23 protein-coding genes and 1 tRNA gene are annotated in these 25,951 nt (G+C 64.4%); 9 read left to right on the top strand and 15 right to left on the bottom strand.

The annotated features are described in order from the left end of the window. Positions 1-59: 59 nt before the first annotated feature. Positions 60-1,127 (bottom strand): tRNA epoxyqueuosine(34) reductase QueG, encoded by a 1,068-nt coding sequence (gene queG / locus ACEQXE_RS08185; protein ID WP_370178396.1) that lies wholly within the window; start codon positions 1,125-1,127, stop codon positions 60-62. 46 nt (positions 1,128-1,173) lie between these two features. Here queG and ACEQXE_RS08180 point away from each other — a divergent pair, with 46 nt between their 5' ends. From ACEQXE_RS08180 to msrB, 4 genes are all read left to right on the top strand, one after another. Continuing rightward, complete coding sequence (locus ACEQXE_RS08180) at positions 1,174-2,169, top strand: ABC transporter ATP-binding protein (protein ID WP_370178395.1); 996 nt, start codon at positions 1,174-1,176, stop codon at positions 2,167-2,169. After that, on the top strand, positions 2,169-3,416 hold the full coding sequence (locus ACEQXE_RS08175; RefSeq protein WP_370178394.1) for an ABC transporter permease: 1,248 nt from the start codon (positions 2,169-2,171) through the stop codon (positions 3,414-3,416). Before ACEQXE_RS08180 ends, ACEQXE_RS08175 begins: the two co-directional genes overlap by 1 nt. 97 nt (positions 3,417-3,513) lie before the next feature. Beyond that, positions 3,514-4,866: a cytochrome P450 gene (locus ACEQXE_RS08170; protein ID WP_370178393.1), complete on the top strand. Its 1,353-nt coding sequence runs from the start codon at positions 3,514-3,516 to the stop codon at positions 4,864-4,866. Positions 4,867-5,048: 182 nt separating this feature from the next. Beyond that, positions 5,049-5,543: a peptide-methionine (R)-S-oxide reductase MsrB gene (gene msrB, locus ACEQXE_RS08165; RefSeq protein ID WP_370178392.1), complete on the top strand. Its 495-nt coding sequence runs from the start codon at positions 5,049-5,051 to the stop codon at positions 5,541-5,543. On the opposite strand, the gene ACEQXE_RS08160 is transcribed toward msrB, so the two are convergent. From ACEQXE_RS08160 to ACEQXE_RS08125, 8 genes are all read right to left on the bottom strand, one after another. Next, positions 5,540-7,264 (bottom strand): hypothetical protein, encoded by a 1,725-nt coding sequence (locus ACEQXE_RS08160; RefSeq protein WP_370184255.1) that lies wholly within the window; start codon positions 7,262-7,264, stop codon positions 5,540-5,542. The two genes, msrB and ACEQXE_RS08160, sit on opposite strands and share 4 nt — an antisense overlap. Before the next feature lie 61 nt (positions 7,265-7,325). After that, positions 7,326-7,736, bottom strand: a complete 411-nt coding sequence (locus tag ACEQXE_RS08155; RefSeq protein ID WP_370178390.1) for a GtrA family protein — start codon at positions 7,734-7,736, stop codon at positions 7,326-7,328. Positions 7,737-7,758: 22 nt separating this feature from the next. Beyond that, positions 7,759-9,375 carry an NAD(P)/FAD-dependent oxidoreductase gene (locus tag ACEQXE_RS08150; protein ID WP_370178389.1) on the bottom strand — a complete coding sequence of 539 codons (1,617 nt, stop codon included), beginning with the start codon at positions 9,373-9,375 and terminating at the stop codon, positions 7,759-7,761. Positions 9,376-9,542: 167 nt separating this feature from the next. Beyond that, positions 9,543-10,850 (bottom strand): hypothetical protein, encoded by a 1,308-nt coding sequence (locus ACEQXE_RS08145; RefSeq protein WP_370178388.1) that lies wholly within the window; start codon positions 10,848-10,850, stop codon positions 9,543-9,545. Between the two features lie 247 nt (positions 10,851-11,097). Beyond that, on the bottom strand, positions 11,098-13,116 hold the full coding sequence (locus ACEQXE_RS08140) for a hypothetical protein (protein ID WP_370178387.1): 2,019 nt from the start codon (positions 13,114-13,116) through the stop codon (positions 11,098-11,100). A gap of 160 nt (positions 13,117-13,276) precedes the next feature. Next, positions 13,277-13,361 (bottom strand) — tRNA-Leu (locus tag ACEQXE_RS08135). Between the two features lie 81 nt (positions 13,362-13,442). Further along, positions 13,443-13,724 carry an integration host factor subunit beta gene (locus tag ACEQXE_RS08130; RefSeq protein WP_370178386.1) on the bottom strand — a complete coding sequence of 94 codons (282 nt, stop codon included), beginning with the start codon at positions 13,722-13,724 and terminating at the stop codon, positions 13,443-13,445. Positions 13,725-13,860: 136 nt separating this feature from the next. Further along, entirely contained in the window at positions 13,861-14,241 is a 381-nt protein-coding gene (locus ACEQXE_RS08125; protein WP_370178385.1) for a GntR family transcriptional regulator, read from the bottom strand. Positions 14,242-14,439: 198 nt separating this feature from the next. Between ACEQXE_RS08125 and ACEQXE_RS08120 the strand changes: the two genes are divergently transcribed. The 5 genes from ACEQXE_RS08120 to ACEQXE_RS08100 are packed head-to-tail and all read left to right on the top strand — an operon-like array spanning position 14,440 to position 19,879. Further along, positions 14,440-16,014, top strand: coding sequence for a peptide MFS transporter (locus ACEQXE_RS08120; protein ID WP_370178384.1), 1,575 nt, complete (start codon positions 14,440-14,442; stop codon positions 16,012-16,014). 23 nt (positions 16,015-16,037) lie between these two features. Next, a complete protein-coding gene (locus ACEQXE_RS08115; protein WP_370178383.1) occupies positions 16,038-17,417 on the top strand; it encodes an amidohydrolase in 1,380 nt (459 codons plus the stop codon). Next, positions 17,414-18,709, top strand: coding sequence for an amidohydrolase family protein (locus tag ACEQXE_RS08110; RefSeq protein WP_370178382.1), 1,296 nt, complete (start codon positions 17,414-17,416; stop codon positions 18,707-18,709). The genes ACEQXE_RS08115 and ACEQXE_RS08110 overlap by 4 nt, the downstream gene beginning before the upstream one ends. Then, on the top strand, positions 18,706-19,185 hold the full coding sequence (locus ACEQXE_RS08105) for an FKBP-type peptidyl-prolyl cis-trans isomerase (RefSeq protein WP_370178381.1): 480 nt from the start codon (positions 18,706-18,708) through the stop codon (positions 19,183-19,185). Before ACEQXE_RS08110 ends, ACEQXE_RS08105 begins: the two co-directional genes overlap by 4 nt. Before the next feature lie 25 nt (positions 19,186-19,210). Further along, entirely contained in the window at positions 19,211-19,879 is a 669-nt protein-coding gene (locus tag ACEQXE_RS08100) for an NnrU family protein (RefSeq protein WP_370178380.1), read from the top strand. 204 nt (positions 19,880-20,083) lie between these two features. On the opposite strand, the gene ACEQXE_RS08095 is transcribed toward ACEQXE_RS08100, so the two are convergent. The 6 genes from ACEQXE_RS08095 to ACEQXE_RS08070 form a co-directional block, all read right to left on the bottom strand. Continuing rightward, on the bottom strand, positions 20,084-20,536 hold the full coding sequence (locus ACEQXE_RS08095; RefSeq protein WP_372524235.1) for a hypothetical protein: 453 nt from the start codon (positions 20,534-20,536) through the stop codon (positions 20,084-20,086). A gap of 53 nt (positions 20,537-20,589) precedes the next feature. Continuing rightward, a complete protein-coding gene (gene dxs / locus ACEQXE_RS08090; RefSeq protein WP_370178378.1) occupies positions 20,590-22,512 on the bottom strand; it encodes a 1-deoxy-D-xylulose-5-phosphate synthase in 1,923 nt (640 codons plus the stop codon). 55 nt (positions 22,513-22,567) lie between these two features. Beyond that, entirely contained in the window at positions 22,568-23,038 is a 471-nt protein-coding gene (locus ACEQXE_RS08085) for a Fur family transcriptional regulator (protein WP_370178377.1), read from the bottom strand. A gap of 85 nt (positions 23,039-23,123) precedes the next feature. Continuing rightward, a complete protein-coding gene (gene msrA / locus ACEQXE_RS08080; protein ID WP_370178376.1) occupies positions 23,124-23,810 on the bottom strand; it encodes a peptide-methionine (S)-S-oxide reductase MsrA in 687 nt (228 codons plus the stop codon). Positions 23,811-24,054: 244 nt separating this feature from the next. Beyond that, positions 24,055-25,635, bottom strand: a complete 1,581-nt coding sequence (purH, locus tag ACEQXE_RS08075; protein ID WP_370178422.1) for a bifunctional phosphoribosylaminoimidazolecarboxamide formyltransferase/IMP cyclohydrolase — start codon at positions 25,633-25,635, stop codon at positions 24,055-24,057. Positions 25,636-25,647: 12 nt separating this feature from the next. Next, positions 25,648-25,951 (bottom strand): heparinase II/III family protein (locus ACEQXE_RS08070; protein WP_370178375.1); only part of this gene is annotated, 304 nt, incomplete at its 5' end.

Genomic DNA, 25,951 nt, shown 5'->3' with positions numbered 1-25,951 from the left:
CGAGCGAAGTCGAGACACGTTGGCGCGACGCATCTCGACTTCGCTCGATGCGAACGGTCCTAGATAAGTCTTGAGCGCGCCCATGCAGCAGCCTCGGCTACCACCGGATCGGGGTCGGCAAGCAAGGGCTCGACCCGCGCCAGCAACCCCGCCTCGCCGCTATTGCCCGCCGCGATCAGGCAATTGCGGACGAACCTGTTGCGTCCGATCCGCTTGATCGGGGACTTGCTGAACAATGCACGAAAGCTCGCATCGTCGAGCTGCAGGAAATCGGCCAGCCGCGGCCGCGCCAGCTCGGCACGTGGCAGGAAGGCGCGGTTTGCCGCTGCACTGGCGGCAAACTTGTTCCACGGGCACACGGCAAGGCAATCGTCGCACCCGTAAATCCGGTTGCCGATGGCCTCGCGGAATTCTTCCGGGATCGGCCCGTCATGCTCGATCGTGAGATAGGAGATGCAGCGCCGCGCATCGAGGCGGTAGGCCTGCGGGAAGGCATTGGTGGGGCACGCATCCTGGCACGCGCGGCACGATCCGCAGCGGTCTTCGTGCGGGCCGTCGGGCACGAAGGGCAACGTGGTGTACACCGCGCCGAGGAACAGCCAGCTGCCATGCTCCATGCTCACGAGGTTGGTGTGCTTGCCCTGCCAGCCGAGGCCTGCGCGCTCCGCCAGAGGCTTTTCCATGACCGGCGCAGTGTCGACGAACAGCTTCAACCGCGTCTCGCCCAGCCCGCGCTTTTCCGCCTCAGCCACCAACCAGCGGGCGAGAGCCTTGAGCGCCTTTTTCAGCTTGTCGTGATAATCCTCGCCCTGCGCGTAAACCGATATGCGCGCGCGATCGGCAGGCTCGGCCGCGTCCAGCGGATCGTGCGCGGGAGCATAACTCGCCCCCAGCGCGATCACGCTGCGCGCCTCGGGCCACATGGACTGTGGGCCGCTGCGCACCGCAGGATCGCGCTCTATCCACCCCATCGTGCCATGGTATCCCGCCTCCAGCCATGCGGTCAGCCGCTCGGCCATGCGCGGATCGTCGGCAGCATCGGCAAAGCCCACGCTGGCAAAACCGAGTTCGCGTGCCCGCTCGACGAGATCGCTTTGCAGTTGGTCGATTTCACCCGCAACGCTCATGCTCGGGCTTGCTCCTTCGCGCGGGCCACGGCACCCTCGTGCACCGATGACCGACCTGCTAGACCAAGCGCCGCATGGCGACAAATCGGGCGACACTTCAGTCGCTTCCACCGAACTGGCAATCGAGGCGCGCGGCCTCGTGAAACGCTTCGGCGATACGCTGGCGGTGAACGGGGTCGACCTCTCCGTTCCGCGCGGCGCGATCTACGGTATCCTAGGCCCCAATGGCGCGGGCAAGACCACGACCTTGCGCATGATTCTGGGCATTATCGACCCGGACGAGGGCGTGCGCCGCATCTTCGGCGAAGATCGCCCGCAACGGATCGCGCGGCGGATCGGCTACCTGCCCGAAGAGCGCGGGCTGTACCCGGCGATGAAGGCGACCGACGCGATTGCCTTCATGGGCAGCTTGCGCGGATTGTCGCAGGCGGAAGGGCGCATGCGCGGCGCACAGCTGATGGAAGAATACGGGCTGGGCCACGCGGTCGACAAGAAGATCAAGGAACTCTCCAAGGGCATGGCGCAGACCGTGCAGCTGCTCGGCACGCTGGTGCACAAGCCCGACCTGGTGATCCTGGACGAGCCCTTTTCGGGCCTCGACGCGATCAACCAGGGCAAGTTGGAAGGCCTTATCCGGCAGCTGGCGGCGGAGGGCACGACAGTGATCTTCTCCACCCACGTGATCCACCATGCAGAACGCCTGTGCAGCGATGTCGCGATCATTGCGGGCGGGCAGGTGCCCTATGCCGGATCGGTGGAGGTCGCACGCGACCGGCTGCCGCCGCAGGTGCGGCTGGAGACGGAGAACGAGGACGGCCCGTGGCGCGATGCGCTGCCCGTTAGCGCGCACCGGGATGGCGCGGCGTGGGTGTTCGAAGTGCCCGATACGGGAATCGAGCCGCTTCTGCGCTCTCTGATCGAAGGCCATGCCGGCATCCGCTCGCTCTCGATCGAGCGCGCGGGGCTGCACGATGCCTTCGTCCAGATCGCGGGCGAGGCAGCAGCCAAAGCGATGGAAAGCGATGAAGGGGAGATCGCCTAATGAGCCGGTCCGCACGTCTTTCGCTCTGGAATGCCGCCTTCGTCATCGCGCGGCGCGATTTCACCGCCATCGTGTTCAGCAAGGTCTTCCTGCTGTTCCTGATCGGCCCGCTGTTCTTCCTCGCGATCTCGGCCGGGGGAGGGATGATCGGGGGAATGGCTGCCAGCGGCATCAACAACCCCGCGCTGGGCATTGCCATGTCCGCGCAGGACAATGCCGCCGTGAAGCAGGCGAACGAAGCGCTGGATCCCTTGGTCGGCATGCCCGATATTCTGCTGATCGAAGAAGCCTCCCGCGACGATCCGGCTGCCCTGCTCGACGACGAAGACCGCAACCTGTTCGCCGTCCTCACCGGCACGCTCGACAATCCGTTGCTGACCGGCCCGAAAGAGGATGTCGAGCGGTGGGAAGGCGAGATCGCCATGATGGTCGGCGCCGCCCGGGGCGAAGCGATCCCGCAGGCTGGCATTCGGACGAGCATCACAGACGGTGGCATCATCAACCGGCAGACCGCCCGCGATGCGACGGCGCGTGCCGGCATCCTCGTATTGTTCATGCTGACCATGTTTCTCGCAGGCATGATCCTCTCCAACCTCGTGGAGGAGAAGGGCAACAAGATCATCGAAATCCTCGCCGCCGCGATCCCGATGGATGCGGTGTTCGTAGGCAAGCTGTTCGCGATGCTCGGCGTCAGCCTGGTCGGGCTGACCGTGTGGGGCACGGCCGCAGGCGCGATCCTGTACTTTGGCGCGAGCGCGCTGCCACCGATCCCGCCACCTGCGGTCGGCTGGCCGATGTTCTTCGCGCTGTTCGTGACCTATTTCTCGATGTCCTACCTGTTGATCGGATCGGTGTTCATCACCATCGGGTCCATGGCCCCCACCGTGCGCGAAGTGCAGACGATCAGCCTGCCCGCCACCATCCTGAACCTGGGCATCTTTTTCCTGGCGATGTACGCGCTGTCCAAACCCGGTTCGCCGCTGGAAGTGGCAGCGGCCATCTTCCCGCTGTCGAGCCCCTATATGATGCTGGCGCGTGCAGCGCAGGACGGGGTGCTCTGGTGGCATCTCGCCGCGCTGGCATGGCAGGTGCTGTGGGTGGCGATCTTCGTGAAGGTCGGCGCAACGCTGTTCCGCCGCACGGTGCTCAAATCGGGTGGTGCGGGTCGGGTGAGAGATACGGAGCGCAAGGGCCTGCTTGCCATGCTCGGTCTGGCAAAGCTCGGCATACTGTCCAATCGGTCCTGATTGCGAACCTATCTTGACTTGATGGGCCCAACCGGCAGGATGGCACCCAATCGGAGATGTGCCGAACACAGGCGCGCCCGGTAAGGAGAGAACCGCCATGGCCACTGCCGCCGCCCACACGCAAACGCTCCCGCCCGAGGCCGCGCGCGCCCACCCGTGGAAGCGTTCCCCCAGCGCGCACGAGGCGCTGGAAGCGCATTATTCCGCCAACCCGGACACCCGCCCCCACCATCCGCACAAATGGGATACCAGCCGCAGCGATATCTATTACCCCAACACCTGGGAGCCGATCTTCAAGGAGATGCGCGCCGCAGGGCCGGTCCACCACATTCCCGAAAGCCCTTTCGGCCCTTACTGGTCGGTCGTCGGGCACAAGGCCATCCAGCATACCGAAGCCCTGCCGGAGATTTTCTCCTCAAGCTGGGAATATGGTGGCATCACGATCCTCGACCGGCTGGACGATATCCCGCCCGAAGAGCGTCTCGAACTGCCGATGTTCATCGCGATGGACCGGCCCAAGCATACCGGCCAGCGAAAGACGGTGGCACCCGCGTTCACGCCTGCCGAGATGAACCGGCTGGAAGGCGATATCCGCCAGCGTACAGGCGAAACGCTCGATGCGCTGCCGCGCGGCGAAACCTTCGACTGGGTGAATACCGTTTCGATCCCGCTGACCACGGGCATGCTCGCGATCCTGTTCGATTTCCCGTGGGAAGATCGCGACCTGCTGACCCACTGGTCGGACTGGTCGGGTGATACCGAACTGGCCACGGTGCGCGGACTGGACGATGTACGGCGCGGGATGCTCCACGAGATGGCGGCCTATTTCCAGCTGTTGTGGGCGGAGCGCGCGCAAAGGGGCGAGGCGCCCGACCTCATCAGCCGGATGATCCACTCGCCTGCGATGAACCAGATGGAACCGCAGGAATTCATGGGCAACCTGGTGCTGCTGATCGTCGGCGGCAACGACACCACGCGTAACACCATGAGCGGGATTGTCCACGCGCTCGATCGCTTCCCCGACCAGCGTAAGCTGTTCGAGGAGGATGCCTCGCTCATCCCCAACGCGGTGCAGGAATGCATCCGGTACCAGACCCCGCTCAAGCACATGCGCCGCACCTGCACGCAGGATACCGAACTGTTCGGACAGCAGATCGCGGAAGGCGACAAGGTCATCCTGTGGTACAACTCGGCGAACCGCGACGAGAGCGTGTTCGAGAATGCCGAGAAGCTCGACATCACGCGCGAGAACGCACGGCGTCACCTCGCCTTCGGCTACGGCATCCACCGCTGCGTGGGCGCACGCCTCGCCGAGTTGCAGCTGCGCGTGCTGATGGAAGAGATGCACAAGCGCCGGTTGCGCGTGCATGTCGCGGGCGATGTGCAACGCGTGCGCGCGAACTTCGTCGAAGGCTTCCGCAAGCTCGAGGTCGAAATCACGCAGTTTTAGTGACGTGCGATATGTTGGGCTTCCGTTCGTATCGAGCGGAGCGCGTAGTCGAGATACCGGAGGCATACGCGCCCGCGTGTCTCGACACGCTCGACACAAATGGCCACCATATAAATAGCGGGCGCAACTGATCGAACTCTTCTTCAGCTTCCCGACATGGGAGGCATGCAAGAGGACGAGCCATGCCCCCACCAATAACCAATCGCCGCTCCACACTTGCGCTACTCGGCGGCGGGGCCGCCAGCCTCGCCCTCATTTCCTGCGGGCGCAGCGTGGAGGCCAAGAATTTCCCCGTCAGCCGCACCGAAGCGCAATGGCGCGCGCGGCTGACCAACGCCGAATTTCGCGTGCTGCGCGAGGAAGCAACCGAGCGAGCCTACAGCTCTCCGCTCGACAAGGAAAAGCGTGCCGGCACCTTCGTGTGCGCGGGCTGCGCCAACCCCGTCTATTCCTCGCGGCACAAGTTCGACAGCGGCACGGGCTGGCCCAGCTTCTGGCAGCCGATCAGGTCAGGCGCGGTCGGCACCTCCACCGATTACAAGCTCGGCTATCCACGCAAGGAAGTGCATTGCGCGCGTTGCGGCGGGCACCTGGGCCATATCTTCAATGATGGCCCGCGTCCGACGGGCAAGCGCCACTGCATCAACGGCGTCGCGATGGATTTCAAACCCGCCTAGCGGATGACGCGCCAGACCTTGAATGTCTCGGGCCCGCCGGTCGTGACAGGGTCGAGCCATGCAGGCGCGTCGCCTGCGCTCAGCCGGGCTGCGAGGCTGCGCTCGCCTCCACGGCTCGCATAGATCGACGGTTCGACCAGGTCCGTGCACAGCACCACATAGGTCGCTCCATAGGCATCGACGACCTGCCGCGAGACCTCGGGCGGAGACACGAAAGTCGCGATCACATCGCGCATGGCCTTGTCCGCCCGGTGGTGCCCGGTGGCGATGACATCGTGATCGGTCTGCAGCAGGATGCTCGGCCCGATATCGAGCGGGGCGAACACGGTGCCGCGCGGGAGCATCGCGATCCGCCGCGCGCTCGCCTCGAGATCGCACGAGCTGATCCCGATCCCGCCCGGCTCGCGCGCGTCGCCGCCGCTATTCTCCAGCGCGGGTGCAATATTCTGCGCGATGGCGACCGGCGCAGTCGGCAGCATGATGGCCAGCGTCGCCACGACCACCGCGACCCTCGTCAGCATTGCACCGCTCGTGCGCAGCCGGTGCAAGGCAACCGCCAGCAACCATGCAAAGGGTATCGTCGCGAGCAGCGAAGCGAAGGCGAGCGAGCGTGTCACCATGATGCCGAGCGCGAGTGTGCCTGCGAACAACAGAGCAAATTCCAGCCACCAGCCGCGCGTCACGCGTGGCGTGCGCGCCCACAACAGCACGGTAACGCCGAATCCGAAGACGATCTGGGCAAAGGGGATCAGCAGCGTCAGGTCCTGCTCCCAGATCGGGCGCCCCTCGCTGACATTGACGTACCAGAAGTCCCGCACCACCGGGTCTAGTGCGCCAAACGGGGTCCCGACACAGCCGGGCGAGGCAAAAGCGAACATGGCGATGCCGCCCGCTCCAATCACCGCGAAAGCGCCGACCATCGCCAGAGCGGGCAATGGGCGCGTGTAGCGCAGGCTCGTCACGCCGAGCGCGGTGACCAGGAAGAAGCCGAGATGCGCGGGTGTGATCGCATCGCAGAAGGCGGACACCCCCGGCCAGCCGCGTGTTGCGAGGTAGAGCACGATCAGCCCCCCGGCGAGCGCCTGCATGTAATTGGTCAGTGCAAAGCGCGCATGCGTGTCGCGCAGCCAGCGCAGCGCAAGGATGGCGGCGACCAGTCCAGCCAGAGGCAGCATCTCGATCGAGATCATCATGCCCCACGCCATCGCGATCCCGGCGATAATCGGTCCGCGCCGCGCCGCGCCTTGCGAGAGGCCCCACAGCGCAGCAGCAAAGCACGCGATCTGCCACCCGTGATGGTCGATCCGCAGCGGTTGGAACTGGTGCATCAGCAGCGGCATCATTCCCGCGACGAGCACGGCCCAGCCGCCCGTTTCGCGGCCGAAAATTCGCATCGCGACCAGCCCGGTAAAGGTCATCGCGACCAGCAGGGTCAGCAGCGGCACGGCGACCACCGCAAAGGCTTCTGCAGCGCCCTGCCCGGCGATCGGGGTCAGCCCGCCGATAACCAGTGCCAGCGGCAGGTCGACCAGCCGCGACCAGTGCATCGGCACGTCGCGCAAGGGGTCTATCCGATGCTGGTCGAGATCGAACCAGCCTTGCCCGGCCAGCAGATCGCGTACCTGCACCAGCCGGAGAATGTCATCGGGATCGGGAAAACGCCATTCGATCAGGCGGCTCGCAGACGCGAGCAGCACCAGCATGACGAGCAGGCCCCACATCCGCAGGATATGGGGCAGTGCATGTGCCGACCGGAAATGATCGGCCCGGGATGCAGACGGATCAGCCAGTGACACGAAACACCACCATGTTCCGCAGCCACCAGGTCAGCGCGAAGCTCAGCGCGATGGCGGCCAGCTTGCCGATGCGCGGATCGGCACCCGCGATATCGCTCCCGGCGACGATTGCTGTGGTGAGGGCCAAACCGGCCAGCGCAGAGACCACAAACAACGCCTTCTGGCGTGTGCGCGCAAGCCCCTTGCCCGCAACGCGCCCGGTAAAGACCGCCCGGCTCGAAAGCAGCCAGTGTGCGAGTATGCCCATGGTGTAACCGAGCGCCGAGGCCGGTGCGGCGGCGATCCCCACAGCCATCAGGCCAAGGAAGCAGCCGACATCGACCGCCAGTGCACCCACGCTCGCCAGCAGGTAGCGCAGGAACACGAGATCGATCAGGCGTTGCAGCACCAACTGCATGGAGCTCTATCCTTCTTGCAGGTCAGGCAGCGCGGCGGGTGTCGCCGGTGCCTTCGCTGTCGTCGTCCGCCGGTTCGGCGATCCGGGTCGGCACATTACGCATGGAATTGAGTGCTGCGGCCTGGTCCTCCGAGACTTCGCGCCCGTTCTCTCTGGCCGGGATTGCCTTCTCGGCCCCCTCGTCGCCCGCCTCGTGGTATTCGGCATCCTCGTTGACGCACCAGATATCGTAGACCCGCTTGCCTGCAACGATGTTCTCCACCGTCAGCATGGCGGTCATCATCGCGTGATCCTGGTTGTTGTAGCGGTGCATGCCGTTACGCCCGACCATGTGCAGCGTGGGATATTGCTCTTCCAGCTCCCCGCGCATCGCGGCGACATTGGCGGCGTAATCCTCGTCATAGACAGGATAGGCCTTTTCCTGCCGCACGACCGCGCCGCCCTTTACCTTGGCAGGGTCCAGCAGGCCGAGCATTTCCATCTCGCGCGTGGCGAGATCGATCAGATCGTCGTCGTCCATCGACCACAATCCATCGCCCTCGAAACAGAAATATTCGAGGCCGACGCAGGCCATCTTCTCGTCGGGGATCATTTCGGGCGACCAGCTGCGGAAGTTCTGCACGCGGCCGACCTTCACCTTGCTGTCGTGGATGTAGATCCAGTTGTCGGGGAACAGATCCTCGCCCTCCACCATCAGCGCGACGGTGAGGAAGTCGCGATATTTCAGCTCGTTCGCATGGAAGGTCGACTGCGGCAGCGGGTGCATCCGCTTCGCGAGTTCGCGCATCGGCGCAGAACTTATCGCGTGCCGTGCCTCTATCGTCACCACGCCCGACGTGCCCTTGGCGGTCATCCGCCAGCCACCGCGCCCGTCACTGGCGAGCTGGTCGAGCGCATGGCCCATGATGACCTGGCCCTTGCCGCTGGCGACGATCTTGTCGCGTGCGGCCTCCCACATCATGCCGGGGCCCTGGCGGGGATAGCGGAAACTCTCGAGCAGCGTCTTGGCCTGCATCCCGTCATTGGGTTTCTTGTTGAGGCCGAGGCTGCGCTTGAGCCCGTCGACCACCGCGCCCATCAGCGAGAGGCCCTTGATCCGCTGCGCCGCCCAGTCGGCGCTCATCTCGTCGCAGGGCATGCCCCACACCTTCTCGGTGTAGGTCTTGAAGAAGATCGAATAGAGCTTCTTGCCGAACTGGTTGCTCGTCCAGTCCTCGAAGCTCTTCACCTCGCGCACCGGGAAGGCGCGCGCCCACAGGTAGCTCGCCATGCACACGGTCGAGCGCAGGATGCCGAGATTGCGCAGCGCCTCGAACGCGCGCAGCGGGTAGGAGTAGAACTTGCCCTCGTAATAGATGCGGCTCATCCGCGGGCGCTGGATGAAGTCATCCGGCAGGATCTCGTTCCAGAGGTCCACCACCTGCTGGCTTTTCGAGAAAAAGCGGTGGCCGCCAATGTCGAAGCGATAGCCTTCGTGCTCGACCGTGCGGCTGATGCCGCCGACGTAGGTCTCGTCCTTTTCGATGATTGCGACAGACTTGCCAGCCTTCGTAAGGAGGTAGCCCGCAGTCAGGCCCGCAGGCCCCGCGCCGATGATCGCAACATCGACGTCCAGTGCTTCTCGCTTCGTTTCGGTCATCAGACCCCCCGGTTTTGATCGCTTGACCGGGGAATGAAGGAATTTGGTTAGGGAGAGGTAAATGCGGACGGCAAATCGGCGCTCGTACGCGCCTTTGCCAGCCACAACCTTGCCGGGCCCGCCCCACGAGATGCGAGGCGAGCCCGGTCCGGTTCGACAGTTGCCGGTCAGAACTCGCCTGCCACGCCTGCCTTCACGGCAACATTGTCGCCGCCGCCATAGCTGACCCCGCTGGTCAGCGCGAAACTGCGACTGACCCGGTGCGCGAACCCGGCGGAAAAGCCGATCTCACCGCGGAAATAGGCGACATTGCTGGCGTAGCTGGTCGCGCCATCCTCGCTCGGGAAGTGCGGCTGGGCGAGCGCAGTGGTTGCCGCGATCCCTTGGCGAACGTCCTTTTCGAGCGTGTCGTTGAGATCGAACAGCACGTCGATGCTCCCCTCCAAGCCATCGACCCTGGTCGAAAGGGCCGCGAATTGCGCATCGGTCACCGCGGAGATCGGCAGTGCGAAAGCACCCTGGAATCCCCCGCTGATCGAACTCGGATTAAACGCCGTGCGGCCCAGCGTGCCGCTGTCGTCGGCGGTGACGAGATAGATTGTGCCACTCTGCTGCGCGGTACCGTTTTGCAGGCTCGCAATCTCGACCGTGTTGGTCGACGTGCCGATGGCAATCTGGTTTGCAGCGGTGGTCGCCGCCCCGGTACCGATTGCGGTAGAGTTGGCGAAATCCGCAACAGCGTTCGCACCGATGGCCGTGCTGTTGCTGGCGCGGGCCAGAGCTGCATACCCGATGGCAGTTGCATTGATACCGGTTGCTTCGGTGTCATTCCCGATGGCCGTAGCGCGCTGTGCCGTTGCTCCGCTTGAATATCCCAACGCGATCGTCCCGTTGCCCTGCGCCTGACTGAACGCGCCGAAACTCAGCGCCCCCACACCGCTCGCCCCGCTTCCCGCGCCCACTGCTGTCGATTGCACGCCGGCGGCGCTTGCCCCGGAACCCAGGGCCGTGGTGTTCAGGCCCGTTGCCACGGCATTCGCACCGACAACCGTGCCGAGCTGGCCCGCACTGGAATTGATGCCGACCGCGGTTCCCGAATCGCCGGTAACAACGGACGACGACCCGACAGCCACACCGCGGGCGAACCCGGCCACCGCACCATTACCGAGCGCTGTCGCATCGACGCCCGTCGCCTGAGCGCCATTGCCGAACGCACTGGCACCATCCTGGGTGGCCTGACTGTCCGATCCCACGGCAGTCGAACCGTCGCCTGTCGCTTCGGCATCGACTCCGCAGACAAGCCGATCGTCGGCGCCCTGCGAAATTGCGCCCCCGTCCGTATCCACGATAATGTCGGCGATGGTATTGTTGTTCGTATCGAGCAGGCAGTCGTCGGCCTGTGCGGGGGCATGCTGCCCGCCCATAACCAGTGCAATAGCGGTAGCCGAGCTGGCCAGAAGTATCCGGTAGTGCATTTTTTCTATCTCCCATGCGGGAGACAGCAAAACCTCTACAACACGGCTGCCTCCCTTGCAGCAAGCTACGGGGGAGTCCGCTTGCCGAGGAACTCGGATAGATACCTAGCCGACCGGAAAAAACTTCGGTTTTGGAGAGAGTTACGTCCGAAATGGCCCGTGTTGAGGGAGCAATGCCTTGCGATCGCCCGATGGGGCCGCGGTGCAATACGATCTGCACCGGGCCCCATGAGACCGATCCTTGGGGCTAGAACTCGCCGGCGACACCGGCCTTCAAGGCAACATTGTCGCCGCCGCCGTAGCTGACCCCGCTGGTCAGCGCGAAGCTGCGGTTCACCCGGTGCGCGAACCCGGCGGAAAAGCCGATTTCGCCGCGGAAGTAGGCCACGTTACTGGCGTAGCTGGTCGCGCCATCCTCGCTCGGGAAATGCGGCTGGGCGAGCGCTGTGGTCGCCGCAATGCTCTGGCGAACATCCTTCTCCAGCGTGTCGTTGAGGTCGAACAGCACATCGATGCTGCCTTCCAGTGCGTCCACCCTGCCCGAGAGCGCTGCGAACTGCGCATCGGTCACCGCAGCAACCGGCAATGCGAAACCGCTCTGGAAACCGCCCGCACTGGCGCTCGCAGTATAGGCCGTGCGCCCGAGCGTGCCGCTCTCATCCGCAGTGACGAGGTAGATCGTGCCACTCTGCTGCGTGGTGCCATTGGCGAGGCTGGCGACTTCGACCGTGTCCGACGATGTGCCGATGGCAACCTGGTTTGCAGCCGTCGTGGTCGCGCCCGTCCCGATGGCGGTCGAGTTGGCGTAGGATGCATTGGCCAGATAGCCGAGCGCAGTCGCATTGGTCGCGCGGGCCTGCGCCTGATAGCCGACCGCTGTCGCGCGATCGGCCGGCGCGAAAGCATTATAGCCGAGCGCGGTGGCATAGGCGCCGCGGGCGGCAGAGAACGACCCGAAGGCGAGCGAACCGAGTCCGCTGGCCTCCGCACCCGTGCCAAAGGCCGTGGCCTGGACCACGTTTGCATTGGCGCCAAAGCCCACCGCAGTGCTTCTTATGCCTGCGGCCATAGCATCCGTGCCAAGCGCCACGCCCTGCTGGCCCGAGACCGAGGCCCGCTTGCCGAAAGCGATGCCCTCTACACCGGACACAGTGGCGCTCTCGCCCACCGCAAACCCATCACTGGCGAGGACTTCTGCATCGTCGCCAATGGCGATGCCGTTGTCGCCGGATACGCTGGCGCTTTCGCCAATCGCAATCGCATCGTCGGCGTTCGCCCAGGCGTCGGTACCAATAGCGATTGCATCTTCGCCCTGCGCCCAGGCCTCGCTGCCGACAGCAACCGCGAAGTCACCCGAATCCGCGATGGTGCCATAACCGATAGCAATGCTGTCTACGGTGGAGGCGCTGGCGTCGGTGCCAATGGCAATCGTATCCCACTCGCTGGCGCTGGCATTGTAACCGACGGCAATGGCGCCATCATCGTCGGCCAAGGCTCCATGCCCCTGGGCGATGGCGGCAATCCCGTTGGTCGTGGCATCGGGCCCCAGAGCGATCGAGTAGGCGCCTCCAGCTAGCGCGCCATTGCTATCCCCGTCTTCGCCGTCTCCGCCAATCGCCACGCCACCCGCGGCCGAAGCTTCGCTGCGCACACCGAATGAAATGCTGCTCACCCCCTGCGCATTGGCAAAAGCTCCGATGCCGAGCGCGCTAGACGCCGATGCGGACGTTGAACGCCCCACTGCCAGCGCATCGCCGCCCGACGCATTGGCCTGGCGCCCCAGCGATATTGCCGCCGTGGAGCTCGCCTGGGCATCGGTGCCGATGGCAATCGCTGCCTGGCCCGTCGCGTCGCTGTTCTGGCCCAGAGCCACGGCTTCGCTGGCGCTGGCAATCGCCAGTCGGCCAAGTGCAACACCGAACCCGGCGGCCTGTGCCCCGCTTCCAACCGCTGTCGCGTCGGTGCCGGACGCTGCCGCATCGGTGCCGAGCGCAGTGGCATCGGCGGCGGTCGCGCTGGCCCGATCGCCGACAGCAGTCGAATCCTCCCCGGTCGCGGAGGAATCATTGCCCACCGCTGTCGCCTCGCTTCCGGTGGCCGACGCATCGACCCCGCATTCGAGACCATCGTCCTCTGTATCGGCGGTAACGTCCGGTCCATCGGTCGCATTGCATGGCGCGGTCCCGTCGGCCTGTGCAGGTTCGGTGAGTGCAATCGTGGCGGTCGCGGCCAAAAGCCCCGCAGCATAGTAGCGAAGTACGCGCATAGTTCTTCCCCCTGTATGGTCGCCGCGCATGCCAACCCTCCACGCGCAGTCGCAATCGAGGATCATATGCCGATCCGGGCAGAAGACAATTTGGATGCCCCGCAACAAGGGGAAGGCGCCGCTAGAGCGGGATAGCAGACTGCGAGCCTTTGCACGCAATTGGTGCGGGTGGTGGGACTCGAACCCACACGTCCAAAGGACAGGGGATTTTAAGTCCCCGGCGTCTACCATTCCGCCACACCCGCGCACACCGCAGCGATGCGCCAAGGCCGGGGCGAATAGCTGTCCTGACTGGTTTTGGCGAGGCCTTGGGAGCGCGGGTGCGCTCAGTCCGGATTGAGCGCGTTGCGCATTTCCTTGCCCGGCTTGAAATAGGGCACCCGCTTGGCGGGCACATCGACCGGTTCGCCCGTCCGGGGGTTGCGCCCGGTGCGCGCCTCGCGCTCGCGGGTAGAGAAGGCCCCGAACCCGCGCAGCTCGACACGTCCGCCCTCGGCGAGGCGCTGCGCGATCTCTTCGAAGAAGATATCCACCACCTGCTCGATTTCCTGTGCGCGCAACTCTGGATTGTCGTGTGCCAGCTTTTGCAGCAGTTCGGACCTGATCATGTCTTGCGCCTCCCGTTCAAGCGCTTTGGACCGGTTAACCTCGGTTGGATCCCGGCTCTTACCATCGGTGCGACCCGATATGGAATCCTGCGTGCCAGAATCCGCCAATCCGCGCAATGCGGACATGCAAGAAATGTTAAGTCGCGGGAACGCCGCTCCCCTCTTCGCGTGCTAGCAAGTCTTCCGCCGAAAGACCGAGGCGGGCCAGTTTCGCCCGGACCTCCGGCCATTCATGCTCGAGGAAACTCGCCCGCTCGGCATTGCGAAGGCGCTCTGCCGCGCCTTCAAGAACATACATGCCCACGCCGCGGCGCACCGCGATCAGGCGATCGTCCTGAAATTGCTGGAATGCCTTCGCTACGGTGAGCGGATTGGCCCCCTGCTGCGCGGCAAATGCCCGCACCGAGGGCAGCATTTCCCCTTCGGCGAACTCCCCGTCGAGGATCGCGGCGGCGATCAGGTCGCGCAGACGCAGATAGACAGGGCGCGCGCCGGAGGAAGATGAAGGATCGGTCATGGTGCGTCAGTGTCATAATACACCGGGGCGGGTCAAGGTTCCGGGATAGGCGGCACGAAGCGTTACTCCGTCGGAGAATCAGCATGATGCGTGTCACATGGGCTTCACATGAGCCATTTCGCCGCTAGTGTGCGCGCTTTGCGGCGCGCGCCAGGGAGTGGCCAGCCGCACACGGTTTTGGAGAGGAAGTAGCCGATCATGGCAAACGATACCGCAGCATTGCCTCACGGGGATTCGAAGGGGACTTTCCTCGGTCATCCCAAGGGCCTGTATATCCTGTTCTTCGCCGAGATGTGGGAGCGCTTTTCCTATTACGGGATGCGCGCACTTCTCATCCTGTACCTGACCAAGCACTGGCTGTTTTCCGATGGCGAGGCGGGGCTCATCTACGGGGCCTATACCGCGCTGGTCTACATTACGCCGGTGCTGGGCGGCTACCTTGCCGACAAATATCTCGGGCAGAGAAAGGCGGTCTTGTACGGGGCCGTGCTGCTGACCTTCGGGCACTTCCTGATGGGCTTCGAAGGAACCGGCGGGCAGGATGCGGCGTCGCTCAATGTCTTCTGGCTGGCGCTGGCCTTCATCATCGTCGGCTCGGGCTTCCTGAAAGCGAACATCTCCGTGATCGTCGGGCAGCTCTATCCGCGCACCGATGCGCGCCGCGACCCGGCCTACACGATCTTCTACATGGGGATTAACCTGGGCGCATTCCTCGGCTCGCTGCTGTGCGGCTATATCGGGGAAACCTATGGCTGGTCCTACGGCTTCGGTCTCGCCGGCTTCGGCATGCTTCTCGGCCTGATCGTGTTCGGCTTTGGCAAGCCGCTGCTGCTGGGCCGTGGCGAGCCGCCGATCGCATTGAGCAAGGCGCTGGAATGGGGCCTCTATGTGGTCGGGCTGCTGGCTGTCGTCGCCTGCTGGTGGATGGTCCAGAACCAGAGCATTGTCGGGACCCTGCTGGGCGTCTTCGGCGCGATCCTCGTGATCTACGTGATCGGCTATTCGGTCATCAAACTGCCTGCCGAGGACCGCGACCGGATCTTCGCGGCAATGTTCCTGATTTTCGTCTCGATCGTGTTCTGGGCACTGTTCGAACAGGCGGGCAACTCGCTCAACCTGTTCACCGACCGTCACGTTGACCGCTCGGGCGTCCCGGCCTCGGTCTTCCAGTCGCTCAACGCGGCCTATATCTTCCTGCTTGCACCGCTGTTCGCATGGCTGTGGACGACTTTGGGCAAGAAGAATGCCGAACCCTCCGCCCCGTTCAAGTTCGGGCTGGGCGTGATCCAGGTCGGTCTCGGCTTCTTGGTACTGGTGTGGGGCGCGCAGAGCGTCGGGATGGAGGCCGCCGTGCCGGTGATCTTCATCTTCCTGATCTACCTGCTGCACACTACCGGCGAGCTGTGCCTGTCGCCGGTCGGCCTTTCGGCCATGAACCGGCTGGCACCGGCGCACATGGCATCGCTGATCATGGGCACGTGGTTCTTCGCTTCGGCAACCGGCAACTTCGCCGCGGGCCTGATCTCCGCTGCCGCAGGCGGCGCTGGGCTCGAAGGAGAGGAAGCAGGCAAGGAACTGGTCCTGTCGGTCTATTCCACCGTCGGCTGGTATGCCATCGGCATCGGTGTGGTGGTGATGGTCATCAGCCCCTTCGTGAAGAAGCTGATGCATCTCGACACGCTGCGTGACGACGACGATCTGGAAGGCCAGGCCGAAGGTCCGGGCGAGCCGCAGGGTGCGGGCGTCCATCCGACCACCAAGCCATCCAACTAGGGGCCACACAGGGGGGAAGAACAATGCTGGCACGAACACTGGCAGCCTTCGCCTGCGCAAGCGCGCTGGCAGCCTGTTCCACAATGGATGGCGGCGGGCAGTCGCCATCCGCGTCAGCCTCTTCCCCCCAGGCCTCCGAAAGCGCGGAGCCATTCGCTTCGACGTACCAGCGCTATCCGGGGCACCCGACCGCACTTGTCGGTGCCACGGTTTATGATGGCGCGGGGAACCGGATCGACAACGGCACCGTGCTGTTCCGCGATGGCGAGGTGGTGGAAGTAGGCAGCGGCCTCGGCACCGAGGGCTATGATATCATAGATGGCACCGGCAAATTCGTGACGCCGGGCGTGATCGACATCCACTCTCACCTCGGCGACTACCCGACCCCATCGGTCGATGCGCATTCGGACGGGAACGAGGCAACCAGCCCGATGACACCCGAGGTCTGGGCCGAACATTCGGTCTGGCCGCAGGACCCCGGCTTTACCCGCGCGCTCGCCAACGGCGGCGTTACCGCACTGCAGATCCTGCCCGGTTCGGCCAACCTTACCGGCGGTCGTTCGGTCACTCTCAAGAACGTGGCTGCGCGGACCGTGCAGGGAATGAAGTTCCCTGGCGCGCCCTACGGCATGAAGATGGCCTGCGGCGAGAACCCCAAGCGTGTCTATGGCAATCGGGGCCGGATGCCGTCCACGCGGATGGGCAATTTCGCGGTCAACCGGCAGATGTGGCTCGACGCGAAGGCCTATGCCGAAGGCGATCGTAGCCGCCGCGACCTCGGCAAGGAAACGCTCGCGGGCGTGCTCGACGGCGACATCCTCGTCCACAACCACTGCTATCGCGCCGACGAGATGGCGCTGGTGATGGATATGGCCAAGGAGATGGGATACCGGGTCACGGCATTCCATCACGCCGTGGAAGCCTACAAGATCGGCGACCTGCTGCGCGAAAACGACGTATGCAGCGCGATCTGGGCGGACTGGTTCGGCTTCAAGATGGAAAGCTACGACGGCATCAACGAAAATGCCGCGCTGCTGTGGAAGGCCGGTGCCTGCGTCATCATCCATTCCGACGATGCAAACGGGATCCAGCGGCTCAACCAGGAAGCTGCCCAGGCCCAGGCTGCGGGCCTGCGCATGGGCCTGGAGATTCCCGATGCCGAAGTCGTCGGCTGGTTCACGCTTAATGCGGCCAAGGCGATGGGCATCGACGCAATGACCGGCAGCCTGGAACCGGGCAAGATGGCCGACGTCGTGCTATGGAACGGCGACCCGCTGAGCGTTTATTCGCGACCCGAGAAGGTCTGGATCGACGGGGCCCTGATGTTCGACGCGCTCGATCCCAAGCGTCGCCCGGTGAGCGATTTCGAGCTCGGCCAGCCCGGCGAGGGAGACGTCAAATGATCAGGCAATTCCTTCTCTGTGCGGCGACCGCACTCGCCCTTGCCGCTCCTGCTGCGGCGCAGGACTTCGCCATTACCAACGCAACCGTAGCGACCGGTGACGGGTCCGAACCGATGGAGAACGCGACCGTCGTCGTCCGCAATGGCAGGATCGTCGCGGCGAGTGCCGGGGCGAGCGCCCCTGCGGGCATGCAGGTTATCGACGGGGCCGGAAAATGGGTCACCCCGGGCATCTTCTCCGCGGTCACCAATCTCGGCCTGTCGGATGTGGCCGCTGTCAGCGACAGCAATGACGAGGCGGCCAGCGGATCGCCGTTCAGCGCCGCGCTGGATGTCGCACCCGCAATCAACCCTACCTCGCAGCCGCTGATCGTCGCGCGCGCCGATGGCATCACCCGGGCGAGCATTGCGCCGCGTCCGGCCTCCGGCATTTTCGGCGGACAAGGCGCAGTGATCGACCTGGGCGCAGATCCCGAGCCGATCACCCGCGCACGCGCCTTCCAGGTGGTCGCACTGGGCGAATATGGTGCGCGTCTGGCCGGGGGCGGCCGCACAGGGACCTATGCGTGGCTCGACAATGCGCTGCGCGAAGCGATCGCCTATGCCGCCGGGCGCTGGCAGGGCGAAGACGCCATGCTGACCCGCGCCGATGCCAAGGCGCTGGGCCCGGTGGTGAGCGGCGAGCAGGCGCTTTACGTGGAGGTCGAGCGTGCTTCCGACATCCTGCAGGTACTCAAGCTCACGCGCGACTTCCCGCGCCTTGATCTGGTGCTGCTGGGCGTCAGCGAAGGCTGGCTGGTCGCTAGCGACATTGCCGCGGCTGGTGTGCCAGTGATTGCCGATCCGCTCGACGACTTGCCCTCCGGTTTCGACCAGCTTGCCTCGACGCAAAGCAATATCGGTCGGATGCGCGATGCCGGAGTGACCGTGGCGATCGGCCGGATGGCAGGCGGCACCGGCGAACAGCCACGCAATGCGCGGCAATATGCGGGCAACCTCGTGGCGCTGACCCGCATCCCGGGCGCAAACGGTTTGAGTTGGGGACAGGCCCTCGCCACGATCACCTCCGTTCCTGCGCAGATTGCCGGGTTTGGCGGCCAGCTCGGCACGCTCAGCGCTGGCGCGCGAGCGGACATCGTGATCTGGGACAGCGATCCGCTGGAAGTCGGTTCGGCTGCTGAGGCGGTCTTTATCGACGGTGTTCGCCAGCCGGTTGATAACCACCAGAGCCGCCTGCGCGATCGGTATCGCGATCTCGACGAAAGCGACCTGCCCAAGGCGTACGACTGGTGAGGGCGCTTGTCGGCTTGATGGCTCTCGCCACTCCGGTCGCGCTGGCCGCGCAGGCTCCAGCCGAAGCGGAACAGCCTGTCTACGACCTAGCGTGGCATAACAACCAGCAGCTGGCAGTTGCGGAACTACGGTACGAGGACGGCTGGCAGGTCCTGCCGGGCGGGTTGAAGTATCGCCGCATCGCGGGTGACGGCTCGGGCGCACAGCCGACTGTCGAGGACACAGTCACTGTGCATTACGCCGGACGCCTGATCGACGGGACGCAGTTCGACAGTTCCTATGATCGCGGCGAGCCTGCAACCTTCCCTCTCGGTCGGCTGGTGAAGGCGTGGCAGCTCGCCATTCCCGAGATGGGCGTGGGTGACACGATCGAACTCTACGCGCCTGCCGACCTCGCCTACGGCCCGATCGGGCGCGGCCCGATCCCGGGCAATGCCACGCTGATTTTCAAGGTGGAGCTGCTCGGCATCGAATAGGCGACTTTGAAGGGGGTATTCGAAGATGGTGGATTCGCTGGCCTCATTGATCGCAGCAAGTGTTGCCTTTGTCGGCACGCATTTCGCCATGTCGCATCCGCTCAGGGCGCCGCTGGTAAAAGTGCTGGGCGCGGGCGGTTTCATGATCGCTTATTCGCTGGTCAGCGCTGCATGCGTGGCGTGGATGTACTTCGCCTTCGTCGCCACTCCTGCGGGCGCGCCGCTTTGGGGCGATTACGGCGATGCCGTGTGGATGGTGGCGAGCATCATTACACTGGTGGCGATGGTTCTGTTCGCCGGATCATTTGTCGGCAACCCGGCCCTCCCGGCACCGGGCGCGGAAAAGGCAGCGCTGCGTGAACCATCGGGCGTGTTCAGGGTGACGCGACACCCGATGATGTGGGGCTTTGCCCTGTGGGCGCTCGCGCACCTCATCGCGGCACCCACTGCGCGAACTGTGGTGATCGCGCTGGCGATCGGATTGCTCGCCCTAGTCGGCGCGCATCTGCAGGATCGCAAGAAGGAAGCGCTGATGGGCGATGCGTGGCAGCGGTGGGAAGCGAAGACGAGCTACTGGCCACGGTTCGGCAAGGTGGTCTCCGCAGGCCCTATTGCGTGGGTCGGCGGCCTTGCGGTCTGGTTGGGCGCAAGCTGGCTCCACGCAATGGATGCCGGCGTATGGCGGTGGGTCTGACCGCCCTCAAGCAGCAACGCGGGAGGGCAGAAAAGGCTCTATTCTCCTTTGATGCCAGGCGCGCGCTTCTCAATCAGTGCGGCGACGCATGCCGCGTGGTCGGCAATGTGCTGCGTAGTTGGACCAAACAGCCTAGGCATGAGCGGAAATTCCCTTCGCCAGCGCGGTGGAACGCAGCGCGGGCGGCGGCTATGGCCCCTGAATCTAAGGATCCAGCGCCTGGTCGATTTCCTCTGGCATCTGGGAAAGCTCGAACGGACACTGAAGGTCACTCTCCAGAACGGGCTGCCCTCCGACATGCCATACGGCAAACTTGCCCGCGTTTTCATCGAACTGGCAGATCGCAGCTTTCTGGGCCATACGGTCGATTACGAGCGCCCAGTTGTGCGAACCGCAATTATGAGGTTCGCACGCCCAGTAGATGGCCCGCAATTGCGATTCATCGACCTCGATCGGTGCCGTTACCACATCGTCTGACTGGACCAGTGCAACGAGCCCCCTGTCGGATGATGCGGCTTCGATCAGGGCCACCCGGCTTGGATCGTCGAAGAAGCGCCATCCGTTGACCTCCTCATACGCATATTTGCCGTTGTAGGCGGTGATCGATGGATAGAGCTCCCCGGCCACTAGCAACGCACTCCCCCCAAGCGATGCCATTGCAGCGAGCTTGATTAGGGGGTGCATGCCTTTGCCCTTTCAGTTTGTGCAGGTCACGCCCGCGCCTCTTCGACCCCCGCCGAGTTGTGGCGCAGCGCGGCGAGCACCGTGTCGAGGATATGCGGCGCGTTGAGCCCCGCCTCGTCGTACTGCTTCTTGGGATCGTCCTGATCCTGGAAGGTGTCGGGCAGGCGCATCGTGCGCACCTTCAGTCCTTCGTCCAGCAACCCGCTGTCGCTGGCGAAGGTCAGCACATGCGCGCCGAGCCCGCCGATGGCGGCTTCCTCTATCGTCAGCACGACCTCGTGCTCGCGCATGGCCTTCTCGATCAGTGCGGTGTCGAGCGGCTTGGCGAAGCGCATGTCGGCCACCGTGGTCGATAGCCCGCGCGCCTCCAACTGCTCGGCCGCCTCCAGCGCCTCGCCCAGCCGCGTGCCGAGCGAAAGGATCGCGACCTTGCTGCCCTGTTTGACGATGCGGCCCTTGCCGATCTCCAGCTTTTCGAGCTTTTCGGGGATCTCAACACCCGTGCCCGCACCACGGGGGTAACGGAAGGCAATGGGTCCGTCGTCGTACTCGGCGGCGGTGTAGGTCATGTGCGCCAGCTCCGCCTCGTCGGCAGCGGCCATCACGACCATGTTGGGGAGCGTCGCCAGATACGTCACATCGAACGATCCTGCATGGGTGCAGCCATCCGCACCGACCAGCCCCGCGCGGTCGATCGCAAAGCGCACCGGCAGGTTCTGGATCGCAACATCGTGCACCACCTGGTCGTAGGCGCGCTGGAGGAAGGTCGAATAAATCGCGGCGAAGGGCCGCATCCCCTGCGCAGCCAACCCGGCAGCAAAGGTTACCCCGTGCTGTTCGGCAATGCCGACATCGAAGCTGCGTTCGGGATGCGCCTTGGCAAACTTGTCGACCCCCGTGCCGCTCGGCATGGCGGCGGTTATCGCGACGATCCGCTTGTCGGTCTCGGCCAGCTTGGCGAGCGTTTCGCCGAATACGTTTTGGTAGTTGGGCGGCCCGCCCTTGCTCTTCTTCTGCTCACCCGTGACGACGTTGAACTTGGAAACGCCGTGATACTTGTCCGCGCTTTCCTCCGCGAACTTGTACCCTTTACCCTTCTCGGTCACGACATGGATCAGGACCGGGCCCTGTTCGGAATCGCGCACATTCTCCAGCACAGGGATCAGGTGATCGAGATTGTGCCCGTCGATGGGGCCGACATAGTAGAAGCCCAGCTCTTCGAACAAAGTCCCGCCGGTCACCATGCCGCGCGTAAATTCCTCCGCCTTGCCGAGCGAGGAATGCAGGCGGCGGTGCATCTTCTTGGCGACCTTGGAGGCAAGGCTGCGCAGGCCGAGATATTCGCCGCTCGACACGACGCGGGCGAGATAGGCGGAAAGCCCGCCCACCGGCGGTGCGATCGACATGTCGTTGTCATTCAGGATCACCACGAGGCGATTGCCCGCCTGCTCGGCATTGTTCATCGCCTCGTAGGCCATGCCTGCGCTCATCGCGCCATCGCCGATCACGGCAATCGCGCGGCCCGGCTTGCCCTGCAGCTTGTTGGCCATGGCAAAGCCGATACCCGCGCTGATCGAAGTCGAGCTGTGCGCCGCGCCGAAGGGGTCGTATTCGCTCTCGGCGCGCTTGGTGAAGCCCGAAAGGCCGCCGCCCTGCCGCAGGGTGCGGATGCGGTCGCGCCGACCGGTGAGGATCTTGTGCGGGTAGCACTGGTGCCCGACGTCCCAGATCAGCCGGTCGTTGGGCGTGTTGAAGATGTAGTGGATCGCCACGGTCAGCTCGACCACGCCGAGGCCCGAACCCAGATGCCCGCCGGTGGTGCCCACCGCATCGATCATTTCGGCGCGTAGCTCGTCTGCCAGCTGCCTCAGCTTTTCGCGTTCGAGCTTGCGAAGGTCCGACGGCAAGGTGACCGTGTCGAGCAGCGGCGTATCGGGGCGTTGATCCATGGCGGATAGTCCTACAGCGTCGGATCGGACCTGTCGATAAAGTGTATCGCTGCTGTTACTTGCTGCAATTGGTGCACAGGCCGCGCAGTTCGATCACCGGGCGGACATCGCTATATCCTGCGTCACGCCCCGCTTCGCGCAGCGCCCCGGTCAGGCTGTCGTCGTCGATATGGTCGGCCGCACCGCAATCGTCGCAGATCAGGAAAATGCAATCGTGGCGGCAGCCGGGGTGCGAATTGACGAGAAACGCATTGGCACTCTCGATCCGGTTCGCGAGATTGCTGCGCACGAAAATGTCGAGGATGCGATACACGCTGTTGGGCGCGACCCGGCTGCCGCGCTGCTTGCTAAGGTTTTCGGCGATGTCGTAGGCCGAAACGGGGCGCGAATGCCTCGCCAGTTCTTCAAAGACCTCGCTCCGCATTCCGGTCCATCGGTCACCCTGCGATTCGAGCGAGCGCTGGGCCGCATCGATCAGGGCCTCGCCGCGATGTTCGACATGGGAGTGCTTTTGTGCAGTAGCCATGGCGCCAAGATAGCGCCCTTGCGCCCTCGATGCCAGATTATGTGTTTTGCCTGGTCGCGGGGCGGCAGGTCCGAACCCGGAAAGTCTAATCGCGCAGGAAGCTGGCGCGGTAGACGCCGGGGTAGAATTCCTTGAGCGCGGCAACCTTGGGCGCGTCCCACCGCATGATATAGCTGTGGCGCGGGTTCTTGAGCGCGAAGTTCTGGTGATAGGCTTCCGCCGGGTAGAAGGTCTTTGCGGCGCTAATCCCGGTCACGATCGGCCTGTCCCACACGCCAGATCGCTTCATCTGCGCCAGGTAGGCACGCGCAACCTTGCGCTGGTCCGCCGAGAGCGGGACCAGCTCCGCATTATAGTGCGCACCCCTGTCCGGGCCCTGGCGGTTGCGCAAGGTCGGGTCGGCAACGACCGAGAAGAAGATGCGCAGCAATTGATCGTAACGAATCTGCGAGGGGTCGTAAGTGATCTTCACCGCCTCGACATGGTCGGTCACCCCGCTGGAGACGAGCTTGTAATCGGCCTGCCGCTTAGTGCCGCCGTGATAGCCGGATACCGCGCTTTTCACGCCCTTTACATGGCTGAAAACCGCTTCGACGCCCCAGAAGCAGCCGCCCGCGAAGACTGCAGTCTTGAGCCCGCTTTCCTTCGATTTCACCTGGGCGACAGGCGCGCGGACATGTTTCTCTGCTGCAATTGCCTGACCACAGCCTGCAAGCGCCAGCGAGCCCGCAGCAAGCAGGCTGAAGACGGCTGGTGCGAGGCGCCGGGTCACGAAAGGATCGCGACGAGGCCTTCTGCGCCGTCGAAGCGGGTCATCACCAGCGTGACGGCGACAATGCCGAAGCCGATACCGAAACTGCGAAAGAGATCTGAACGGAGGAGTTTCATTGGGGAGTCCGGGGGATACTTGTGTGTTGCCCCTACATGGGGGCGCCGCGCTTTCGGTTGAGTGAATTTCTTGCTGCAGCACGACGACCCGTGCATGGTCATCGACCGGCTACATCGACCCGGCCCGTTCAGTGACGGAAATGGCGCATCCCGGTGAACACCATCGCCAGCCCCGCCTCGTCCGCAGCGTCGATCACTTCCTGGTCGCGCATCGAACCGCCCGGCTGGATAATCGCTGTCGCGCCCGCCTCCGCTGCGGCCATCAGCCCGTCGGCGAAGGGGAAGAATGCGTCGGAGGCAACGGCGCTGCCCACAGTACGCGGCGCTTGCCAGCCGTACTTCTCGGCAGCCTCGGCAGCTTTCATCGCAGCAATGCGGCTGGAGTCGCGCCGGTTCATCTGGCCCGCGCCGATCCCGGCGGTTGCGCCATCCTTTGCATAAACGATAGCGTTGGATTTGACGTGCCGCGCCACGGTCCATGCGAATAGGCAATCCTTCAGTTCCTGCTCGCTCGGCTCGCGTTTCGTAACAAGCTTCAGGTCATCGGCAGAAATCGTTGCGCTGTCGCGGCCCTGCACCAGCAGCCCGCCGGTGATCGGCTTGACGCTAAGCCCGCCGCGACGCGGATCGGGCAGGTCGCCTACGGTGAGCAGGCGCAGGTTCTTCTTCTTCGCAAAAGCCTCGCGCGCTTCGTCGCTCACGCTCGGCGCGATCACGACCTCAGTGAAAATCTCGCAGATGGCGCGCGCGGTTTCCCCGTCCAGCTCGCGATTGACCGCCACGATCCCACCGAATGCGGACACGCTGTCGCATGCCAGCGCTTCCTCCCACGCGTCACCCAGCGAAGATGCCTGCGCCACCCCGCAAGGGTTCGCGTGCTTGACGATCACGACCGCCGGGTCGCCCCCTGCAAATTCGGCGCACAATTCGAGCGCGGCGTCGGCATCGTTGTAGTTGTTGTAGCTCAGTTCCTTGCCCTGCAGCTGCTCGGCCTGCGCAATGCCGCGCGCGTGCGGGCCCGCCGGAGTATAGAGCGCGGCCTGCTGGTGCGGGTTCTCGCCATAACGCAGTACGGTGGGTGCCTTGCCCCCGACGGAGAGGTATTCGGGGAATTGCTGCTGCTGGTCGGCAAAGGCGAACCACTGGCTGATCATCGCGTCGTAGGCGGCGGTGGCGGCGAAAGCCTTGGCCGCGCATTTGCGCCGGAAATCCAGGCTGGTGCCGCCCTCGCCCTGCTCCAGCTGCTCGATCAGCGCGGGGTAGTCGGCCGGATCGGTCACGATGGTCACGAACTGGTGGTTCTTCGCAGCCGAGCGGACCATCGACGGCCCGCCAATATCGATATTCTCGATGATCTCGGGCCGGTCTGCCCCCTTCGCTACGGTCGCTTCGAAGGGGTAGAGGTTGACCACAACCAGATCGATTGCACCGATCCCGTGCTCTTCCATCGAGGCGACGTGATCGTCCTTGTCACGCAGCGCGAGCAGCCCGCCATGGACCTTGGGATGGAGCGTCTTGACCCGCCCGTCCATCATTTCCGGGAAACCTGTCAGGTCGGAAACGTCGCGCACTTCCAGCCCCGCTTCGCGCAGCGCCTTCGCGGTCCCCCCGGTCGATACCAGTTCCACGCCGCGATTCGCCAGCGCCTGGCCAAGCTGCGCCAATCCCTCCTTGTCGGAAACCGAAAGGAGGGCCCTGCGGATCGGCATGTCAGTCAAAATCTATCCCATCTTCTTGAATAGCCAGGCAAAGCTGCCGCCACTGCGCGGTGCCATGCCCTGCAATACGAGCTGCTGGATCGGCTGCGGCCGCCCCTGCCCATCGACGAAGAGGCTGTCTTCGATCGAGAGCGTGCCCGTATATTCACCGGCGACGCGGAATTGCCAGTGCGAACCGTCGGGCAGTGCCAGCCCTGCGCCCTTCCGGTCTTCGGACAGACGCGCCGAGATCCCCTGCCCGAGGTGGAAACGGATCGCATAGCCCACCTTGCCGCGTTTGCCGCGCTTGCTGGCAGGCAGCAGTACG

The organism is Alteriqipengyuania sp. (genome assembly GCF_964222115.1).
Lineage (GTDB): Bacteria > Pseudomonadota > Alphaproteobacteria > Sphingomonadales > Sphingomonadaceae > Alteriqipengyuania.
The sequence above is the reverse complement of the archived record's forward strand: the minus strand, read 5'-3'. Positions and strand labels throughout refer to the sequence as shown.

What these genes read in the sequence shown, in the direction of transcription:
- queG (WP_370178396.1), bottom strand. Translation starts at nt 1,127, where the DNA reads ATGAGCGTTGCGGGTGAAATCGACCAACTGCAAAGCGATCTCGTCGAG.
- ACEQXE_RS08180 (WP_370178395.1), top strand. Translation starts at nt 1,174, where the DNA reads ATGACCGACCTGCTAGACCAAGCGCCGCATGGCGACAAATCGGGCGAC.
- ACEQXE_RS08175 (WP_370178394.1), top strand. Translation starts at nt 2,169, where the DNA reads ATGAGCCGGTCCGCACGTCTTTCGCTCTGGAATGCCGCCTTCGTCATC.
- ACEQXE_RS08170 (WP_370178393.1), top strand. Translation starts at nt 3,514, where the DNA reads ATGGCCACTGCCGCCGCCCACACGCAAACGCTCCCGCCCGAGGCCGCG.
- msrB (WP_370178392.1), top strand. Translation starts at nt 5,049, where the DNA reads ATGCCCCCACCAATAACCAATCGCCGCTCCACACTTGCGCTACTCGGC.
- ACEQXE_RS08160 (WP_370184255.1), bottom strand. Translation starts at nt 7,264, where the DNA reads ATGTGGGGCCTGCTCGTCATGCTGGTGCTGCTCGCGTCTGCGAGCCGC.
- ACEQXE_RS08155 (WP_370178390.1), bottom strand. Translation starts at nt 7,736, where the DNA reads ATGCAGTTGGTGCTGCAACGCCTGATCGATCTCGTGTTCCTGCGCTAC.
- ACEQXE_RS08150 (WP_370178389.1), bottom strand. Translation starts at nt 9,375, where the DNA reads ATGACCGAAACGAAGCGAGAAGCACTGGACGTCGATGTTGCGATCATC.
- ACEQXE_RS08145 (WP_370178388.1), bottom strand. Translation starts at nt 10,850, where the DNA reads ATGCACTACCGGATACTTCTGGCCAGCTCGGCTACCGCTATTGCACTG.
- ACEQXE_RS08140 (WP_370178387.1), bottom strand. Translation starts at nt 13,116, where the DNA reads ATGCGCGTACTTCGCTACTATGCTGCGGGGCTTTTGGCCGCGACCGCC.
- ACEQXE_RS08130 (WP_370178386.1), bottom strand. Translation starts at nt 13,724, where the DNA reads ATGATCAGGTCCGAACTGCTGCAAAAGCTGGCACACGACAATCCAGAG.
- ACEQXE_RS08125 (WP_370178385.1), bottom strand. Translation starts at nt 14,241, where the DNA reads ATGACCGATCCTTCATCTTCCTCCGGCGCGCGCCCTGTCTATCTGCGT.
- ACEQXE_RS08120 (WP_370178384.1), top strand. Translation starts at nt 14,440, where the DNA reads ATGGCAAACGATACCGCAGCATTGCCTCACGGGGATTCGAAGGGGACT.
- ACEQXE_RS08115 (WP_370178383.1), top strand. Translation starts at nt 16,038, where the DNA reads ATGCTGGCACGAACACTGGCAGCCTTCGCCTGCGCAAGCGCGCTGGCA.
- ACEQXE_RS08110 (WP_370178382.1), top strand. Translation starts at nt 17,414, where the DNA reads ATGATCAGGCAATTCCTTCTCTGTGCGGCGACCGCACTCGCCCTTGCC.
- ACEQXE_RS08100 (WP_370178380.1), top strand. Translation starts at nt 19,211, where the DNA reads ATGGTGGATTCGCTGGCCTCATTGATCGCAGCAAGTGTTGCCTTTGTC.
- ACEQXE_RS08095 (WP_372524235.1), bottom strand. Translation starts at nt 20,536, where the DNA reads ATGGCATCGCTTGGGGGGAGTGCGTTGCTAGTGGCCGGGGAGCTCTAT.
- dxs (WP_370178378.1), bottom strand. Translation starts at nt 22,512, where the DNA reads ATGGATCAACGCCCCGATACGCCGCTGCTCGACACGGTCACCTTGCCG.
- ACEQXE_RS08085 (WP_370178377.1), bottom strand. Translation starts at nt 23,038, where the DNA reads ATGGCTACTGCACAAAAGCACTCCCATGTCGAACATCGCGGCGAGGCC.
- purH (WP_370178422.1), bottom strand. Translation starts at nt 25,635, where the DNA reads ATGCCGATCCGCAGGGCCCTCCTTTCGGTTTCCGACAAGGAGGGATTG.